Raw genomic sequence first — 18,118 nt, forward strand, 5'->3', positions numbered from 1 at the left:
CCGTGCCTTAGGTGTGCCTGAATGGGCGGCAAGAGTGATGGCTAACTCCAGACGAGGATACTGGGAGATGTCCCGAAACACAAACAACGCCCTCAATCGCTCCTTCTGGAACGACCAAGGGCTATTGAGTCTGACTTTTCGTTATCTTGAGATTCGTTAACCTTTAGGAACCGCCGTATGCGGACCCGCATGTACGGTGGTGTGAGAGGTCGAGGGCTTGCCGCCCTCTCCTACTCGATTCAATCGCGATTTTTCCCTTGACGGATCGGGTTTCTGATAATATATAATATAAAACGATAATAAAAAACATCATATTTCGATCGCAAAGGAAAAAATAAATCCCGAATTTTGGAGGGCTGACCGGTGTCCACGACGAAACCTATCCTGCAACCGAAAGGGCTTGCGAACCTGGAACGGTTCGATTTGCTGCCGCTGCTGCGCGACGGCGTGCAAGTCCGCTACGAAGGCAGCATCGATAAACAAGGCTTTAACGCGGATTGGGATTGGTGGCTGTACCGCGACCGCGACGAATGGGTCATTTTCGACGTCGACGGCCCCGGCTGCATCTACAATTTCGTCCAGCATCGGTATCCGGAAAGCAAGGAGCCGACGTTCCGATTTTATTTCGACGGCGAGGAGCGGCCGCGCTTCGAAATCAAGCCGTCGGAATTCGGCAGCAAGGCGCCGTTCGTCTCGCCCCTGGCGGACGCGTACCTCGGTCCCGACGACAACGGCCGCGGCCCGATCCGGGTCGTGCGGAGCTTCGTGCCGATGCCGTTCCGCACGTCCTGTAAAATTACGACCGATCTGCAGTTGAAGGGACCGAACAAAGGCGACGGCGGCTGGGGGCACGTCGTGTACCACGCGTATGATGCCGCCGACGGCGTCGACACGTTCACCGGCGGCGAATCGTACGATCGCGTGCTCGACATGTGGCGGAACGTCGGGGAAGACCCGAAGCCGGAAACTTCGTCGAAGGCCGCCGCGCATGAGCGGCTTATGATCGGTCCGGGCGAAACGGCGACGGTGCTGGACGAACGCGGGCAAGGCAGCGTCGTCTCCATCTTGGCGGAGTCCGCAGCGCTGAAGCCTGCCGATCTGCTGAACGTGTGGATTCGCGCGACGTGGGACGACCATGCGCAGCCGGACGTCGACTGCCCGATCGGCGTGTTCTTCGCGAACGAGCTCGGGTACAACCACGTCGGCGTGCTGTCGCACGGCATTCGTCCGGACGGCCGGATGTACAATTATTTCTCGATGCCGTATTGGAAGAGCGCCCGCATCGAGCTGATCAACAAAGGCGAAACCGAGGTCGTGTTCGCCTCGTGGGAGACGCGCGTCACTGGGGACTACAACGATACGTACGCCGAAGGGAGCGCCGGCTATTTCCGCTCGACGCCGTATTACGAGTCGAAGGCGACGCAGGGCGCCGACAGCATCATCGGCACGATCCGGGGCCGCGGCCATCTCGTGGCGGGCCATGTGACCGGCTTTACGCGCAAGAGCGGCATGATCAGCTGCGAGGGCGATGTCCGCGTCCATATCGACGGCATCGCGACGCCGCAGGTCGAAAGCGACGGCTCCGAGAGCTGGGTGTGCTACGGCTGGGGCTTCCCGACGCCGCCCGAGACGAATCCGTCGAGCGCCTACGACGGGCTGCCCGACAACCCGTGGTCGATGGTGCGGCTGTGCGGCGGCGATTGGTACCCGTTCCGGTCGGAGCTCGTCTTCGGCATCGAAGCGGGCGAGTACAACAACCAGTACATCCGGCACTCCGGCGCGTTGTTCTATTATGGCGTCGATGAAGCGGGCCTCGTGCTGACGGACGAACTCGACGTCGGCAACAAAGCGTCCGAAGGCATCCACAGCTATCGCGCCACCGGCAGCCGCGGGTATTACACGCTGGAGTCGTATTACGAAGGCGACGAGGATCACAAGCTCATCCGCGACACGGGGCACGAAATCGAAGGAGCGAGCGAGTTTATCGTCACGATTGCGCCGAACAACAAAGGCGTGCGCCTGCGGAGACGGTCGGACCAGATGACCGGCCGGCAAAAGGCGAACGTGTACGTGGACGGCGTTCTCGTGAAAGAGCGCAGCTGGTATTACGCGGACCGGAATCCGTACAAGCGGTGGCTCGAGGACGAATTCGACATTCCGGCGGCGTATACGGCGGGTAAGCACGAACTTACGATCAAGCTGGAATACGTTCAAGCGGGCGAGACCCGCGTTTGGAACGAGTTTTATTACTGGATTTATAGTTTGGTTTAACCAAAGAGAAGGGTACCCGCCGCCGGCGAGTACCCTTCTTTTTTACCGATTGACTTCTTCCAAAAACGCGTTGAGCTGCTCTTCGCTCACTTTGCCGGAGCTGAACGCGACGACGCCGCGGAGCGGCATATACCGCATCATCGCTTCCATCATGGCCGCGTGGTCTTCGCCTGCGGCTTCCGCCGAAAATCCGCTCGCTTCGAGGTACGACTTCATGAACGCCTGCGCCATCGCAGCCGTGCGCGGGTCGGAGAGCACATCGCCGAGCGTCGAGTTGCGGTCGTACGCGCGCTTGATGTCGACCGTCGATTCGACGTAGACCGTCTCCTGCAGGCGAATGTCGCGGGACGACGCGCCGGCCAGCAGGACGAACTCGCCGCTCTCCACATGCCAATCCTTCAGCTGAACATTATAGTACGCGAACGCGCGCTTATCGAGTACGATTTCGACCGTCTTCTCTTCGCCCGGCTGCAGCTCGACCTTCGCGAAGCCTTTCAGCTCCTTCTCCGGGCGATGAACGCTGCTGACCGCGTCTTTCACGTACAGCTGCACAACTTCTTTGCCCGCGCGGTCGCCCGCGTTTTTCACTGTCACCTGCACGCGGACCGTCTCTGTATCCTTAATGCGGCTCCGATCGACCGCGATGCCCGTGTATTCGAACGCCGTGTAGCTGAGGCCGTGGCCGAACGGGAACAGCGGCTCGACCTGCTTCGCGTCGTAGTAACGGTAGCCGACGTAAATGCCCTCGCGGTACTCGACACGGTCGCCTTCGCCCGGGAAGAACAGGTACGACGGGTTGTCGCTGAGCTTCGCCGGGAACGTCTCCGCCAGCTTGCCGCTCGGGTTGACTTCGCCGTACAAGAGGTCCGCGATGGCGCCGCCGACCGCTTGTCCGCCGAGGTACGCTTCGAGGATGCCCTTCGCGCGGCTCGCCCACGGCATTTCGACCGGCGCGCCGTTCAGGAGTACGACGACGAGGTTCGGCTGCACTTCGGCCAGCGCGGCGATCAGCGCGTTCTGGTTGGCCGGCAGGTTCAGATGCGTGCGGTCGTAGCCTTCGGATTCATAACGGTCCGGCAAGCCGGCGATGACGACGACGGCGTCCGCCGCGGCCGCGGCCTGCTTCGCTTCCGCAAGGAGCGCTTCGTCGGTTTCGTCGGATTCGACCCGATACCCCTGCGCGTACGCGACTTCGCCGGAAGCCAGCTTCTTGATTTCCTCGATCGGAGAATCGAGCTTCGTCGGGTTGATGTGGGAGCTGCCGCCGCCTTGGTAGCGAGGCTTCTCCGCGAAGGCGCCGACGACCGCCAATTTCGCATTTCTTTTCAGCGGCAGTACGCCGCCTTCGTTTTTCAGCAGCACCATGCTTTCCGCCGCGACCTTCCGCGCCAGCGCGTGATGCGCGTCTTTGTCGTACGCCGCGTTCGGCTTCTTGTTGTCGACCGCCATGAAAATGATCCGGAGCAGCCGCTCTACGGCGCGATCGAGCGCTTCTTCGGACAGCTTGCCGCTGTTCACCGCGTCGATCACCTTCCGCTCGCCGACGCCGCTGCTCGCCGGCATCTCGAGCTCGAGGCCCGCCGCCAGCGCGTCGTCCCGCTCGTTGACCGCGCCCCAGTCGGAGACGACGAAGCCTTCATGGCCCCATTCTTCCTTCAAAATGTCGGTCAGCAAATACGGGTGCTCGGACGCGTACGTGCCGTTGACGCGGTTGTACGAGCACATGACCGTCCACGGCTGCGATTGACGGACGGCGCCCTCGAAGCTGGCGAGATAAATTTCGCGCAGCGTCCGCTCGTCGATGACGGCGTCGACCGACATGCGGCGATGCTCTTGGTTGTTCGCCGCGAAATGCTTCAGCGACGTGCCGACGCCTTGGCTCTGCACGCCCGCGATATGGTTCGCGGCCATTTCGGAGGAGAGGTACGGATCTTCCGAGAAATATTCGAAGTTGCGGCCGCACAGCGGCGAACGCTTAATGTTGGCGCCCGGTCCGAGCAGCACGGCGACGTTCTCCGCTTGGCATTCTTCGCCCAGCGCGACGCCGACGCTTCGGATCAAATCGCGGTCCCACGAACCGGCAAGGCCCGCGGCCGAAGGGAAACACGTCGCCGGCACGCTGTCGAACAATCCGAGGTGGTCGGCGTCCGCGCGCTGCTTGCGCAAGCCGTGCGGTCCGTCCGTCACCATGATCGACGGGATGCCGAGGCGCTCGACGCCTTTCAGGTGCCAGAAATCGAGGCCGGAACATAGACCGGCTTTCTCCTCCAGCGTCATTTGAGCGATCAATGCTTTCAGGTCTCTGCTCATATGGAACCTCCTAAGGGATAATGGATGTGGAAGCGTTTTATTCCAATGCATATCACTCATCATACGGCAGCGCTCGGGTTGGTTATGGTATTATGTTAAGAAATATTGAAATAAATGAAGGTGAATGGTATGGAGGCGCGGGAGAGCATGTTTGAGGACGAACATTTCCAATATATTTGCAAACTGCTGCACGAGTCGTTCGACCTTCCGGTCATGTACGCGGACGCGGCGGGGGAGACGACGGCGCAAGCCGCGGGGGCCGTGCCCGTCGGGCCGCTGTTTTCCGATCCGCAGGATTTGATGCGTGCGCTCGTCGCGAACCGCCGGGACGTGCCCGTACCGGTCATCCATACGACGAACTTCCTCGAAAATTTCGTCCTCGTTCCGGTGCGCCGAGACGGGCGGGACGCGGGGACGCTCGCGATCGGGCCGTCCGCGTACGCGCATTGGACGGAGGACACCGTCGCGGGAGTGCTGTACGACAACAACGTGCCGAGCAAGCATCAGGACGGATGGCGGTCGTACCTCACGCAGCTGCCGGTCGTGCCGAAGCTTCGGCTGCTGCGCTTGGGGCTGCTCGCGCACTATTTGCTGCATCGGGCAACGCTCGATTTCACCGACGTGCTCGAATACAACCACACGTACGAGCCGAGGCTTCTCATGACGGAGAGCGTCGAGTTGGATGTAGCGAGCCGCAGGGAAGAGGGGCGCTTCCATATGGACCCTGCGAAGGAGCGCATCATGATCGGCCACATCCGGAACGGAAACAAAACGGCGCTCCTAGAGATGTTGAATTCGTTCAGCGAAGAGGAGGCGGGCGTGCTCTCGAAGCGGAGCCGGCTGCGAAGCCAAAAAAATTTATCGTACTGCGCCATTACGTTGGCTACGCGGGCGGCGATGGAGGGCGGATTGGACGCGGAAACGGCGTACTCGCTCAGCGATTTGTACATTCAGCATATCGAAGAGCTTCGGGAGAGCAAGCATGTCGAACTGGCGCTGCACGACGCGATGCTCGAATTCGCGGAGCGGGTCGCGGCGAGCAGGCGGCGCAACGTCTCGAGGGCGGTGGCGGCGTGCCTGAATTATATCTCGAATCATTTGTACGAGCCGCTGACGCTCGAGAAGCTGGCGGCGGCCGCGGGGCTGCATGCCAATTACTTATCGCAATTGTTCAAGATGGAGACGGGGATGCCGATCAGCTTGTATATCCAAAAGGAACGAGTGGAGGAAGCGAAGAAGCTGCTCGCGCTGACCGACGAGCCGATCTCGCGCATTTGCGCGCGCCTCGGCTTCGCCGACCAAACCTATTTCACCAAAGTGTTCAAGCGGCACGCCGGCGCCACCCCGAAGCAGTACCGCGACGGGCACGGCGTCGCGCCGGCGGGTGACGCTTCATTCCGCCAACCTGAGCTCTAAGAGCCCAGACAAGTCGCTTGGTTATCGGTCGAACAGCGAGAGCAGCTCGCCGTAGCCTTCTTCCGCCATTTTGTGTTTCGGGATGAACCGCAGCGCCGCGGAGTTGATGCAGTACCGCATGCCGGTCGGCTTCGGGCCGTCGTCGAACAGATGGCCGAGATGCGAGCTGCCGTCTTTGTTCCGAATTTCCATTCGGATCATGTTGTGGCTGAGGTCGATATGCTCGCTGACGACGGTCGGCTCGATCGGTTTCGTGAACGACGGCCAGCCGCAGTGCGAGTCGAATTTGTCGAGCGAGCTGAACAGCGGTTCGCCCGTGACGATGTCGACGTAGATGCCTTCTTCTTTATGGTCCCAGTATTCGTTACGGAACGGCGGCTCGGTGGCGTTGTTTTGCGTCACCTCGTACTGCAGCGGCGTGAGGCGGCGCCGCAGCTCCGCGTCCTTCTCGCGATCCTTCCACGTCTCGCGGAGAAACTTCTCGCGCCCCGAGCCGGCGAAGTATGCTTTGTACCGAACCGGGTTCGTTTTGTAGTACCCCTGATGATAATCTTCCGCCGGGTAGAACGGCGCCGCCGGCAAAATCGGCGTCACGATCGGCTTCGCGAAGCGGCCGCTCGCGGCGAGCTCTTCTTTCGAGCGCTCCGCCAGCACCCGTTGTTCCTCGGAATGCACGAAAATCGCCGTCCGGTACGAGGAGCCGCGGTCGGCGAACTGCCCGCCGGGGTCGGTCGGATCGATTTGCTGCCAGAACAATTCTAACAGCTTCTCGTACGGGAACACCTCGGGATCGTACGTAATTTGCACCGCCTCGTAATGACCCGTCGTATCGCTGCACACCTCTTCGTACGTCGGGTTTTCCACATGGCCGCCTGTGTAGCCGGACACGACGGAGACGATGCCCGGCTGCTCGTCGAACGGCTTCACCATGCACCAAAAGCAGCCGCCCGCGAACGTCGCCTTTTCATATAAAACTGTCATTATTTGACACCTCGAATCGAATTCATCTAAACTGTTATAGGAATTATATCAGATGAATGCCGCCACGTCACGAAACGCGCGCCGCACGCCGAACATCATGCGCGTCCCGTGTTATTTTGCGGCCGATGGGCAAACACTAGCGATGGCAGCAATCGCCATTTGATGGGGAAGGATCGGTGCGCCGATGGAGATCGAGCTTTTCACGGATTTGATCAAAGACGAACGAGGCAATTATTATACGCCGGTACGCAAGGAAGCGGACGAGGTGACGCTCGTCAACGCGCTGGTCGAGCGCTCGTACCGCAGGATGCTACGGATGACGGACGCGTTCCAGGAAGAATACGCGGCGTACGACGGGCAGTGGATCGGCAAAATCGCCGCGGACGACCTGCGCCACGATATCGTCTTCGCGATGAAAGAAGGCGGGGCGGGGCGTCTTTATTCGTTGGAAGACGTCATGGAGCGGTACCGCGTCAACTTCATCGATACGATCGAGTTTTACCGGTCCCCGGCGCGGGGGTAAGCTCGATCATTGCGGACCGCGCTTGACCGAGGCAAAGGGGGACTCGATTTGGAACACGCAGCTCCGCTGACGCTCGGCGTGCTGGACCTCGTCCCCGCGTTCGACGGGACGGACGACGCCGGGGCGCTCGCGCAGGCGGTCCGGCTCGCCCGCGCGGCCGAGGCGTCCGGCTACCGCCGCTATTGGGCGGCCGAGCATCACGATATGCCGGGGCTCGCTTGTCCGGCGCCGGAAATTTTGCTCGCCCATATCGGGGCGCGCACGAATGCGATCCGCCTCGGGACCGGGGCGCTGCTGCTGCCGCATTACAAGCCGCTGAAGGTGGCGGAGACGTTCCACATGCTCGCGGTGCTGTACCCAAACCGCATCGACCTTGGACTCGGCCGGGCGCCGGGCGGGAACGCGCACGTCAGCATGGCGCTCAGCGGCAACTTCCTCGAGCGGGTGAGGCAGCTGCCGGATACGCTGCGGGAGCTGACCGAGCTGTTCGCGGGCACGTACGCGTACGAGGGACAGCCGGTGCGCGCCCGCCCGACGCCGCCGGCGCCGCCCGAGCTGTGGATGCTCGGCACGAACGCGAAAAGCGCGGCGTACGCCGCCGAGCTCGGCCTCGGGTACGCGTTCGGGCAGTTTATGAGCGATACGCCGGGGGATGAGGCGATTCGCGCCTACCGCGAAGCGTTCAAACCTTCGCCGTTCTTGCGGGAACCGAAGGCGATCGCGGCCGTCGGCGTCGTCTGCGCGCCGACGGACGAGGAGGCGCGCGAGCTGGCGTCGCGCACGCCGGGATTTATGAACGAAGGCGCGGAGGGACGCGAAGCGGACGAACGAAAGCGGATCGTCGGCTCGCCGAAGACGGTCCGCAGTCGGCTTGCGGAGCTGCAGTCGCTGTACGGCGCGGACGAATGGCTGATCGTGACGATGATTCCGGATTACGAGCTGCGCATTCGCTCTTACGAATTGTTGGCCGGGGCGGCGCCGTGACGCGCCGCTTCCGCATCGAGAAGAAACGAGGGGTCCGAATGAAATTGGAAATTACCGAGCAAGCGGCGGCTTGCCTGAAGGACGAATGGGGCTTCGACGAAGGGGAGCTCGTCCGCGTATACGTCCGCTATGCGGGCGGCGGCGGGGAGCCGTACGCCGTCGGCATTTTGAAGGAGCGCCCGAGCGCCGAAGGGATGGCGATGCAGGCGGAAGCGGACGGCATGCTCTTTTTCATCGACGAGAAGGATGCGTGGTATTTCCGCGACAAGCACGTGACGATCGACGCGAGCGGGATGGACGTTCGTTTCGTCGTTAAAGAAGGGTAGCGTATACAAGTTTACAGCGTCTCGGGTGAGGAGAAACGAAAACCGATGAATGCAGTGCAGCGAAAAATTACGGCAGCGTTGTTGATCTCGACGTTCCTCGCCGCCATCGAAGTAACGATCATCAGCACGGCGATGCCGCAAATCGCGGAGCATCTGGGCGGCTTCGAGCAGATGAGCTGGGTGTTCGCGGCGTATTTGCTGACGACGGCGGTGTCGACGCCGATTTGGGGAAAGTTGTCCGACCTCGTCGGGCGCAAAACGATTTACATCATCGGCGTGATCGTGTTTTTGGCCGGTTCGCTGCTGTGCGGCGCCGCGCCGACGATGGAGCTGCTCATCGCGTTCCGCGCCGTCCAAGGCATCGGAGCGGGGGCGGTCAACCCGGTGACGTTCACGATCATCGCCGACGCCTTCACCTTCGAGCAGCGCGCCAAAGTGCAAGGACTCGTCAGCTCGATGTGGGGCATCGCGGGCATTTTCGGTCCGCTGCTCGGCGGCTTTTTGGTCGATTTCGTCTCCTGGCGATGGGTGTTTTATATGAATCTCCCGTTCGGTCTCGTGTCGATGTGGATGATCGGCAAGTACTTTAAGGAGACGATCGAGAAACGAAAGCGGAAGATCGATTACGGGGGCGCGCTGACGTTCACGATCGGGATGACGGCGCTGCTATACGCGCTGCTCTCCGTCGGCGGCGAAACGGGCGAAGGGCACGAGTTGACCGCAGGCTGGCTGTACGGACTGTATGCGACCGCGGCGGTGTTCCTCGGCGCGTTCTTCTTCATTCAAGCCCGGCACGAAGAGCCGATGATGCCGCTTAAGCTGTTCCGCTTCAAGGACGTCGCCGTCTCGAACGCGGCGAGCTTCCTGACGAGCGCCATTCTGATCGGCCTCACCGCGTATTTGCCGCTGTGGACGCAGAATGTGCTCCATATGGGGGCGACGGCGTCCGGCATTACGCTCATCCCGCTGTGCGTCGGCTGGCCGCTGGGCGCGATGGGCTGCGCGGCGGTGCTGAAGCGCATGGGCACGAGAGGCGCCGCGCTGCTCGGCGGTGGGCTGATCGTCGCCGGCTCGGCGGCGCTCGCGGCGATTTCGACGGCGACGCCGCTGTGGCTGATCGTCGCGTTCATCTTCGTCAGCGGCCTCGGCTTCGGCATCGCGTTCACCGTGTTCACGCTCGTCATCCAGTCGTCCGTCGGCATTGAGATGCGCGGCGCCGCCGGCGCCTCGAACATGCTGCTGCGGACGCTCGGCCAGACGATCGGCGTGGCGGTGCTCGGCTCCGCGCTGAACGCGTACCTCGCGACGAGCCTCGCGGAAGGGCTTCACGCCGTCTTCCTCATCTCGGCGGCGATCAGCGTGCTCAGCCTCGCGATCACGCTGTGGATCCCGAAGCGGCCTCAGGAGCGGCAAGCTTCCGCGGCATAATATCCCGTTACAGAAAGCCGGTCGGCGGCAGAGCCGATCGGCTTTTTTTGGCGGCGAAAGAGGGAGGTTTGTCAAAAGCGATAATAAACGTTACCAAACGATGAAAAACGATTGACTTCGAACGCGGCAGACCCGATAATATACGAAGAAGTCTTAAATCCGATCATAGAAGAGAGGTTTATATATGGGAGACGACATTCGTTATTACGGCCCTGCCGCGGATGGGAAGCGCTATCTTGACGAAGTGCAGGACGAGGCGTATGCGCGATCGCCGCTGCACGGCGATGCGCTGGTCGAGGCGGAGAGCCGCCTGCCGGTCCGCGCGGCGCCGGTCGAGCCGGCGGACGGCGAGCTGCCCGCGGCGGCCGGCGAAGCGCTTCTCTTGTCCGGAACGTGGCGCATGAAGGACTGCGATCCGGAGGATCCCGGCGCGCCCGCGCCCGGCACGGGCTGGTTCGGGAGACGGCCGAAGCTGAGCCCCGGCATGGCGGAGCAATGGTACCTGCCGGGGTACGACCGCAGCGGCTGGTACGAAGTGACGGTGCCGACGACCGTGCAGAAGGCGCTGATGGAGCTCGGCGAGCTGCCAGACCCCCTGTGGAACACGAATACGATCGACGAGCTGGAGCAGCACGGCGTGCCGCAGGAGCTGCCGCTGTGGTTCCGGCGGACGCGGGCGGAAAGCCGCGACTGGTGGTTCGCGAAGACGTTCGACGCTCCGGCCGCTTGGCGAGGGCGGCGGCTGACGCTGCGCTTCGACGGCATCGACTATTCGGGGACCGTGTTCCTGAACGGCGTGTCGCTCGGCCATCACCAAGGGATGTTCGGCGGCCCGGAACTCGACGTCAGCGGCCTCATCCGCTTCGACGGGCCGAACGAGCTCGTCGTGCGCGTCGACCAAGCGCCCCAGACGTGGAACGGTCTTCTGAAGGGGAGCCCGGGCTACGGCTGGCATTACGGCCATCTCATCTCGCTCGGCATCTGGCAAGACGTCTGGCTTCGAGCGGAGCCGGACGTCGCGGTCGTCGATCCGTACGTCGTGACGCAGTCGATCGGCGCGGACGCGGCGAACCTTGCGATCGAATTCACGGTGGACAGCCGGCTCGCGGACCGCGCGACGGTCGTCGTCGAAGGCGAAATCGCGCGCAAGGGCGGCGCGGCCGGCGAAGCGCCGCTGCGGTTTCGCAGCCGCGTCGAGGCCGCCTACGGACGCAGCCGGTTCCGTGCGGAGCTCGCGCTGCCGTCTCCGGCGCTGTGGTGGCCGGTCGGGTACGGCGAGCCGTCGCTGTACCGGCTGTCGCTCGCCGCGCGGCTTGAGGGCGCTCCGGCGTCCGAGCCGGCCGCTGGCGCCGCGGTCGATTTCGGCGTTCGGACGATCGAGATGCGCCCGATGGAGGAAGCGAAGCCGGAGGAGGATTACCGCTGGCAATTCGTCATCAACGGCGTGCCGATGTTCATCAAAGGCGCGAACTGGTGCTGGCCGGACCCGATGCTCGAGCTGGACGAGGCGAAGTACGAGCGCCATCTCGAGCTGGCGCGCCGCGGCCACGTCCAAATGCTGCGCGCTTGGGGCGGCGGCATCGTCGAATCGGACTTGTTTTACCGCCTTTGCGACGAGAAGGGCATCATGGTGTACCAGGAGTTCCCGCTCTGCTGGGGGCCGATCGATTCGCCGCACACCGATCTCGGCGTCCTCGACCGCCAAGTCGCCCGCTCGGTCAAGCGGCTTCGCAACCATCCGTCGCTCGTCATGTGGGGCGGCGGCAACGAGAACGGCCCGCACGGCGGCGCGGACGAAGGGCTGTTCCTCGTCGGGCGGCGCTGCCGGCTGCTCGACCCGTCGCGGCCGTATCATCGGACCGACCCGTGGGGCGGCAGCGTGCATAACTGGCACGTGTATCATTTCGGCGAGCCGATGGACGAGGCGACGCTCGCGATGCCGTCCGTCTTCTACGGCGAATATGGCATCCCGAGCATGACGAACCGGTCGAGCACGCTGAAATACGTGCCGGCGGACGCGCTCGAGCAGTGGCCGCCGACCGAAGAAAGCCGCGGCCTGCTTGCGCATTCGCATCAATTCAGCTTGAAGGATACGATCAAGGTGATGCGTTACGGCGCCTACGGCCCGATCCGCGGCTGGGACGATTACACGTATTACTCGCAAACGGCGCAGGGCGACACGCTCCGCTTTACGGCAGAGGTGCAGCGCGCGGGCGCGAACAGGGCGAAGTCGGGGTTTTGGTACTATAAATTTTCCGACCTGTTCCCGGGCCACTCGTGGGCGGTGGTCGACTACTACGGCACGCCGAAGCTGAGCTACTATCGAGCGATGCAGGTGTGCCGCCCGCGCAACGTATTCGCCACCTATACGAAAATGAACGGCTGGACCGCCGGCGAGACGTTCGAAGCGGCCATCCATGCCGCCAACGAAACGCGGGAGCCGCTCGCGGGCGCCATCGTCGCCGCGACGCTGTACGGGAGCGGGCTGCAGGAGCTGGCATCGCGCCGGTATGACGGCGTTACGCTGGAAGCGAACGCGGTGCGGGAGATCGGGCGCCTCGCCGTACCGCTGACGGAGACGAGCGAGATCGAGCCGTTCCTGCTCGCGGTGTCGCTCCGCGCGGCCGACGGCACGCCGATCGCCGACCAGTGGTATTGGTTCAACGCCCAGAAGAAAAGCGAGGAGCTGCTCGCATTCGAGCGGAGCCATCGCCATAACGACAACGAGTATCCGGGCGACGAGGCGCGGCAGGCGTTCGAGCTGTACGCGAACATCGCGGACGCGCCGCTGCATCGGCTCCCCGCCACGCGCCTTGCGTGGAGCATCGAGCGAGGCGCCGCGGGCGGCGCGATCCGCATTCGCAACGTCGGCGAGGTGCCCGCCGTCCGCGTCGTCGTCGACGGTTTCCCGGACGATTGGGACTGCTACCTCGCGGACAACGACTTCGGCCTGCTGCCCGGCGAAGCGCGCGCGCTCGCGTTCGAAGCGGGAGACGGCGCGTCGCTTGACGGCGTGACGGTAGGCGCATTGAACGCGGAGCGAACGGCCGCATCGGCCGGTACCGAGGCGAAATAACAACATTTATCCAGGGAAAGCCGGCCGACCGCCGGCTTTTTCGCTTTACGGATCGGTTTCGACGGAGTATCTTCAATAGTAGATTAGGGCGAAAGATATAGGCAGAGGGGGCCCGGAACATGCGGATGCTATGGATGGGGGCGGCGCTGCTCGCCGCCATCTTCGTAAGCGGTTGCAATTTGCGGCCGTTCGCGGAAAAGTACGAGGTTATCTATTCGATGGAAACGAGCGGCGCGGCGGAGGCGACGCAGAACGCCCGGAAATATACGATCGCCCTCGTGCCGAAGGTGGCGGGCATTCCGTATTTCGACGTCGCGGCCGACGGGGCGAAGGAGGCGGCGCTCGATCTCGGCGTCGAGGTCGTGTACCGCGGTCCGGAGGTGGCGGACTCCGAGGAGCAGATCGAGGTGATCCGCGGGCTGATCGAGGAGTCGGTCGACCTGCTCGCGGTGTCGGCGAACGACCCGGAGAAGCTGCTGCCGGTGCTGGCGGAGGCGAGGCGCGAAGGGATCCGGGTCATGACGTGGGATGCGGACACCGCGCCGGCGGGCCGGGAAATTTTCGTCAACATGGTCGATCCGGAAACGCTGGGCCGCCATTTGATGGACACGCTCGCGTGGAGCACGCGGGAAGAGGGCGAGTTCGCGATTATGACGGGCGCGCTGTCCGCCTCGAATTTAAACGAATGGATCGAATGGATCGAGACGCAGCGTCGTCAATATTACCCGAACATGAAGCTGCTCGCGATCGAGGCGACGGACGATGACACGGAGAAAGCGTATGAGGTGGCGAAGCGGCTGCTGCGCGACTACCCGGAGCTCGACGGCATTATCGGCAATTCGTCCGTCGGTCCGCCGGCCGCGGCGCAAGCCGTCAAGGAAGCCGGCAAAGCGGGAGTCGTCCGCGTCGTCGGCTTGTCGACCCCGAACGTGATGCGGGAGCATCTGAAGGAAGGCAGCGCGCAGGTCGCCACGCTGTGGAGCCCGAAGAAGCTCGGGTATTTGACCGTCGTGCTGGCGAAGGATTATTTGGACGGCAAACTGCCCTACGACGGGCAAGAGGTGTACAAAGTCGGCAACATTCGGGTGAACGGGGACATGGTGATCATGGGAGAGCCGCTCGACTTCACGGAGGACAACGTGGATCAATATGATTTCTAACGGGTGGAAAAGGATGCGTCCCGGTCCGCTGCGGCTTCGCTCCAAGCTTCTCGCGACGTACATGCTGCTCACGGTCGTACCGATGGCGCTGCTCGGCTACGTCACGTACGCGCAATATTCGTCGTCCATCGAGGAGCAGATCGGCGAATATATGCCGAGGTTTTTGTCGCAGGCGAACGCGAATATCGAGAAGCACGTCGACGAGCTGTCGCGGCTGCCGGATTTGCTGTACAATTCCGAAGACATCGTGGCGATTTTGCGGCGCGTCGCGTACCAAAGCCGGTCGGACCTCAACCGCGATCAGTTCACGATGACGAACTATTTGACGCGCACGTTCCTCAACGGCAATTACGACGACGTCATCGGCGTCTTCGTGTTTTCGAACGGCCGGCTGTTCGCGAGCGCGAAGACAGAGTATACGGGTTTGGACGAGGCCGCCTCGACGCCCGCCGCGGAAGCCGCACTGCCGGGGGAGGAGCCGGAGGGCATTCTGCTGCCGAGCGAGGCGGGGCTTCGGTTCGAGAACGATCAGCCGTATTTTCTGATCAAGCAGCAGATCGAGGACTTCGACAACCGGCGCAACCTGGGCACGGTGTACATCGCCGTCGACCTGTCGTACCTCGAAGAGGTGCTTCGCGATTTCGAGCCGAACGTGCGGGCCGACCTGTGGATCACGGACGCGGACGGCGAACGCATTTACCATTCGCATGCGGAGCTGATCGGCACGGTCGACGCCGACATGCGCGATTACCCGATCCGCAACGGCAGCTTCCGGACGTCGGCGCAGGGCGAGCCGCGCCTGATGAGCCTCAGCGAGTCGAAGCGGTACGGCTGGGTGCTCGTGCACAGCATTCCGCTCAGGTATTTGACGGAGCGGACCGATCTCGTGCGGAACGTGACGATTCTGGTGTTCATCGCCATCGTCTTGATCACGCTGGCGCTGTCCGTCTACGTGTCGTCCCGCGTCACGCATCCGCTGCGGCAGCTGAGCCGGCTGATGAAGGAAGTCGAGATGGGCAATTTCCAGGTCGATCTGAAGCCGGCGAGCAACGACGAGGTCGGGGCGCTCGCCCGCAGCTTCAACTCGATGATCGCGACGATCCGGGAGCTGATCGACCGCAATTATCGCATCGAAATCCGGCAGAAGGAAGCGGAGCTGTACGCGCTGCAGTCGCAAATTAATCCGCACTTCATGTATAACACGCTCGAGACGATCCTGACGGCCGTCGAGGAAGGCGACAACGACGCCGTCGTCGAGATGGTGACTATGCTCGGCCGGATGCTTAGGTTTTCGGTCGGGAACAAAACGAAGTACGTGATGATCGCCGAGGAAGTGCAGCACGTGCGCGACTACTTGACGATTCAGCAGTTCCGGTTCGAGGAGCGTCTCCGCTTTGACATTCAGCTCGGCGGGAACGGAGACGAACAGCGCGTCGCCGCGCTGTATACGCCGAAGTTTATTCTGCAGCCGATCGTCGAGAATTCGATCAAGTACGGACTCGAAGCGCGCCGCGGCGTCTGCGTGCGGCTCCGCGCGGAGCGGGAATTCAACGCCCGTTCGGGGGCGGAAGACATCGTGTTCCGCATCCATGACGACGGGCCGGGCATGCCGCCGGAGCGGCTTGCGGCGGTGGAGGAGACGCTGCGCTCCGGCGCGCCGTCCGGCCAAGATTCCGGTTTCGGCCTCGCGAACGTGCATGCGCGCCTCGGCATGATGCTTGGCGCGGAATACGGTCTGCAGCTGGACAGCGTCGAAGGCAAGGGCACGGAAGTGATCGTCCGCATCCCGGCGATCCCCGTGCCGCATCAGGACCGGACGGAGGACGCCGGCGGGGAGGGAAGAACGGCATGACGACGATACGCGCGTTGATCGTGGACGACGAGCCGCGAATTCGGCGGGGCATTGAGCGGATCGTCCGCTCGTGCGGCGACGAGTGGGAGGTCGTGGCCGTCGCGGCCGACGGGCGGGAGGCGCTCGCGGCGCTGCGGGAGCATCGCGGCGTCGACCTGTTGATCACGGACGTGAAAATGCCCGAGATGGACGGACTTGCGCTCATCCGCGAGGCGAAGAAAGAGTTTACGTTCGTTCCGCTGCTCATCAGCGGGTTCGACGATTTCGAATATTTGCAGACGGCACTGCGCGAAGGCGCTGCCGATTACATTCTGAAGCCGATCGACCGCGAGCAGCTGCGCCAGCGGCTCGAAGAGGTGAAGGCGAAAATCGTCGGCAGCCGGCTGGATCGGCTGAAGCGCGGCGAACTGGAGCAGCAGGCGGAGCGGCTCAAGCAGACGCGGCGCATCCAATGGCTCAGCTACATTACGTCGGCCGGCCTCGACGTGTCCCGGCTCGGCTATTGGGTCGACGAGTTTCCGGAAGGGAAATTCCGGCTGTTGTACGTCAGCATCGATACGCCCCCGGTGAAAACGCGAGCCTATACGGCGAAAGATTGGGAAGCGTTCTTGTACGCGATGGAAAACATGATCGAAGAGCTGACGTCCGGGAAACGGGACGGGACCGGAGGAGGCGGCTGGTGCTGGCGTGGGGGCGATTCGGATTTCTGGGCGCTGCTGCACGCGTGCGACGACGAGGGCGTCGAGCCGACCGAGGAAGCCGCGCAGGACGTCGCCGACCGGATTCGTTCGGCCATTCAAAAATATACGCCGTTCACGGTGTCCGTGTCGGTCAGCGATTTGATCGAAGACTTGTACCTGCTGCCGGACGCGAGACGCCGGACGCTGTCGCTCATGAATGCAAGGCTCTTGTTCGGCGGCAACCGGACGTTCCTGCCGAGCTTCGAGGAGGCATCAGCCTCGCGCGAGGCGGAGCGCGCGGAGCCCGAGCTGCAGCGGCTTGCGGAACGGATTCGCCAAGCGGCCGTGCGCGGGGACGCGGCCGAATGCGCGCGCCTGTGCAGGGCGTTCTTCCAGGAGGCGTCCGATCTCGACGCGCCGCATCGGATCCAGCGCGCGGCGCAGCGGCTGATTCTGCAGCTGCACGCGGCCGGGCTGGAGCATGCCGGTCCGGAGCGATACGACGCTGCGTCGCTCGAAGAAGCGCTTCAGGCGGCGCGGTCCGCTCCGGATCTGCACCGGCTGCGGGAGACGGCCGCCAACCTCGCGCGGCGCGTCGCGGAGGACGCGGCGGCGGCCCGGGAGGGCGGCGGCGCGAAGCCGATCGAGCAGGCGAAGCGGTGGATCGAGGAGCACCTCGCCGGCGACATCACGATTAAAAAAATCGCCGACCACGTCTATATGAATCCTACGTATTTCTGCCAATATTTCAAAACGCAGACGGGCGACACGGTGCTCGACTACGTGACCAAGCTCCGCATGGAGCGCGCGAAGGCGCTGCTGCGAGACCCGGCCCTGAAGCTGCAGGACGTCAGCGAGCGGGTCGGCTACCATGACGCGAAGTATTTCAGCCGGCTGTTCAAGGAGTGGACCGGTTCGACGCCGTCCAAGTACCGGGAGCAGGCGCTGCACCCTCACGCATGACCGTGATGTATGTTAGCAATATTTCCGAACCAAAGGAAATTCATCCTCATACAAAGACGGCGCATCGGTTAACAAACGAAGACCGACTTCTGCGCCGGTGAACGGCAGTCCCGATACGGGGCTGCCGTTTTTCGCGTCCGACTTTCGC

General features: G+C 63.0%; 12 protein-coding genes and 3 pseudogenes. 13 read left to right on the forward strand and 2 right to left on the reverse strand.

Annotation, left to right across the window (positions count from 1 at the left end; translation table 11 throughout):
• Together VE009_RS10990 and VE009_RS10995 are read left to right on the forward strand one after the other, a co-directional pair.
• Positions 1-160 (forward strand): annotated as a pseudogene (locus VE009_RS10990) (group II intron reverse transcriptase/maturase); the annotation flags it as partial.
• A 203-nt stretch (positions 161-363) separates the two neighbouring features.
• On the forward strand, positions 364-2,271 hold the full coding sequence (locus tag VE009_RS10995) for a DUF2961 domain-containing protein (RefSeq protein ID WP_325007516.1): 1,908 nt from the start codon (positions 364-366) through the stop codon (positions 2,269-2,271).
• A gap of 42 nt (positions 2,272-2,313) precedes the next feature.
• Here VE009_RS10995 and VE009_RS11000 read toward each other — a convergent pair whose 3' ends face one another.
• Positions 2,314-4,581 (reverse strand): beta-glucosidase, encoded by a 2,268-nt coding sequence (locus VE009_RS11000; RefSeq protein WP_325007518.1) that lies wholly within the window; start codon positions 4,579-4,581, stop codon positions 2,314-2,316.
• Positions 4,582-4,728: 147 nt separating this feature from the next.
• Between VE009_RS11000 and VE009_RS11005 the strand changes: the two genes are divergently transcribed.
• Positions 4,729-5,997 (forward strand): helix-turn-helix domain-containing protein, encoded by a 1,269-nt coding sequence (locus VE009_RS11005; RefSeq protein ID WP_325007519.1) that lies wholly within the window; start codon positions 4,729-4,731, stop codon positions 5,995-5,997.
• Positions 5,998-6,018: 21 nt separating this feature from the next.
• On the opposite strand, the gene msrA is transcribed toward VE009_RS11005, so the two are convergent.
• On the reverse strand, positions 6,019-6,978 hold the full coding sequence (gene msrA, locus VE009_RS11010) for a peptide-methionine (S)-S-oxide reductase MsrA (protein ID WP_325007521.1): 960 nt from the start codon (positions 6,976-6,978) through the stop codon (positions 6,019-6,021).
• 184 nt (positions 6,979-7,162) lie between these two features.
• On the opposite strand from msrA, the gene VE009_RS11015 reads away from it, so the two are divergent.
• The 10 genes and pseudogenes from VE009_RS11015 (at position 7,163) to VE009_RS11050 (ending at position 17,970) form a co-directional block, all read left to right on the forward strand.
• On the forward strand, positions 7,163-7,501 hold the full coding sequence (locus VE009_RS11015) for a hypothetical protein (RefSeq protein WP_325007523.1): 339 nt from the start codon (positions 7,163-7,165) through the stop codon (positions 7,499-7,501).
• 48 nt (positions 7,502-7,549) lie between these two features.
• Entirely contained in the window at positions 7,550-8,485 is a 936-nt protein-coding gene (locus VE009_RS11020) for an MsnO8 family LLM class oxidoreductase (RefSeq protein ID WP_325007524.1), read from the forward strand.
• Positions 8,486-8,523: 38 nt separating this feature from the next.
• A complete protein-coding gene (locus VE009_RS11025; protein ID WP_325007525.1) occupies positions 8,524-8,811 on the forward strand; it encodes a Fe-S cluster assembly protein HesB in 288 nt (95 codons plus the stop codon).
• Between the two features lie 45 nt (positions 8,812-8,856).
• The gene (locus tag VE009_RS11030) at positions 8,857-10,239 is read left to right on the forward strand and encodes an MDR family MFS transporter (RefSeq protein ID WP_325007526.1); all 1,383 of its coding nucleotides are present in this window, start codon (positions 8,857-8,859) and stop codon (positions 10,237-10,239) included.
• A gap of 484 nt (positions 10,240-10,723) precedes the next feature.
• Positions 10,724-11,173 (forward strand): annotated as a pseudogene (locus tag VE009_RS27235) (glycosyl hydrolase 2 galactose-binding domain-containing protein); the annotation flags it as partial.
• Positions 11,174-11,218: 45 nt separating this feature from the next.
• Positions 11,219-11,533, forward strand: a pseudogene (locus VE009_RS27240) (hypothetical protein); the annotation flags it as partial.
• Between the two features lie 261 nt (positions 11,534-11,794).
• Positions 11,795-13,315 (forward strand): glycoside hydrolase family 2 TIM barrel-domain containing protein, encoded by a 1,521-nt coding sequence (locus tag VE009_RS27245; RefSeq protein WP_414694827.1) that lies wholly within the window; start codon positions 11,795-11,797, stop codon positions 13,313-13,315.
• Positions 13,316-13,434: 119 nt separating this feature from the next.
• Positions 13,435-14,475, forward strand: a complete 1,041-nt coding sequence (locus tag VE009_RS11040; protein ID WP_325007528.1) for an autoinducer 2 ABC transporter substrate-binding protein — start codon at positions 13,435-13,437, stop codon at positions 14,473-14,475.
• Positions 14,476-14,488: 13 nt separating this feature from the next.
• Positions 14,489-16,327 (forward strand): sensor histidine kinase, encoded by a 1,839-nt coding sequence (locus tag VE009_RS11045; protein WP_325007529.1) that lies wholly within the window; start codon positions 14,489-14,491, stop codon positions 16,325-16,327.
• Positions 16,324-17,970, forward strand: coding sequence for a response regulator (locus VE009_RS11050; protein ID WP_325007530.1), 1,647 nt, complete (start codon positions 16,324-16,326; stop codon positions 17,968-17,970). The genes VE009_RS11045 and VE009_RS11050 overlap by 4 nt, the downstream gene beginning before the upstream one ends.
• Positions 17,971-18,118: the final 148 nt, after the last annotated feature.

Source organism: Paenibacillus sp. (assembly GCF_035645195.1).
Taxonomy (GTDB): domain Bacteria; phylum Bacillota; class Bacilli; order Paenibacillales; family YIM-B00363; genus Paenibacillus_AE.

Excerpts from the sequence above, each read along its gene's own strand:
- msrA (WP_325007521.1), bottom strand. The coding sequence starts at position 6,978 with ATGACAGTTTTATATGAAAAGGCGACGTTCGCGGGCGGCTGCTTTTGG.
- VE009_RS11030 (WP_325007526.1), top strand. The coding sequence starts at position 8,857 with ATGAATGCAGTGCAGCGAAAAATTACGGCAGCGTTGTTGATCTCGACG.
- VE009_RS27245 (WP_414694827.1), top strand. The coding sequence starts at position 11,795 with ATGCTGCGCGCTTGGGGCGGCGGCATCGTCGAATCGGACTTGTTTTAC.
- VE009_RS11040 (WP_325007528.1), top strand. The coding sequence starts at position 13,435 with ATGCGGATGCTATGGATGGGGGCGGCGCTGCTCGCCGCCATCTTCGTA.
- VE009_RS11045 (WP_325007529.1), top strand. The coding sequence starts at position 14,489 with ATGCGTCCCGGTCCGCTGCGGCTTCGCTCCAAGCTTCTCGCGACGTAC.
- VE009_RS11050 (WP_325007530.1), top strand. The coding sequence starts at position 16,324 with ATGACGACGATACGCGCGTTGATCGTGGACGACGAGCCGCGAATTCGG.
- VE009_RS11025 (WP_325007525.1), top strand. The coding sequence starts at position 8,524 with ATGAAATTGGAAATTACCGAGCAAGCGGCGGCTTGCCTGAAGGACGAA.
- VE009_RS11005 (WP_325007519.1), top strand. The coding sequence starts at position 4,729 with ATGTTTGAGGACGAACATTTCCAATATATTTGCAAACTGCTGCACGAG.
- VE009_RS11015 (WP_325007523.1), top strand. The coding sequence starts at position 7,163 with ATGGAGATCGAGCTTTTCACGGATTTGATCAAAGACGAACGAGGCAAT.
- VE009_RS11000 (WP_325007518.1), bottom strand. The coding sequence starts at position 4,581 with ATGAGCAGAGACCTGAAAGCATTGATCGCTCAAATGACGCTGGAGGAG.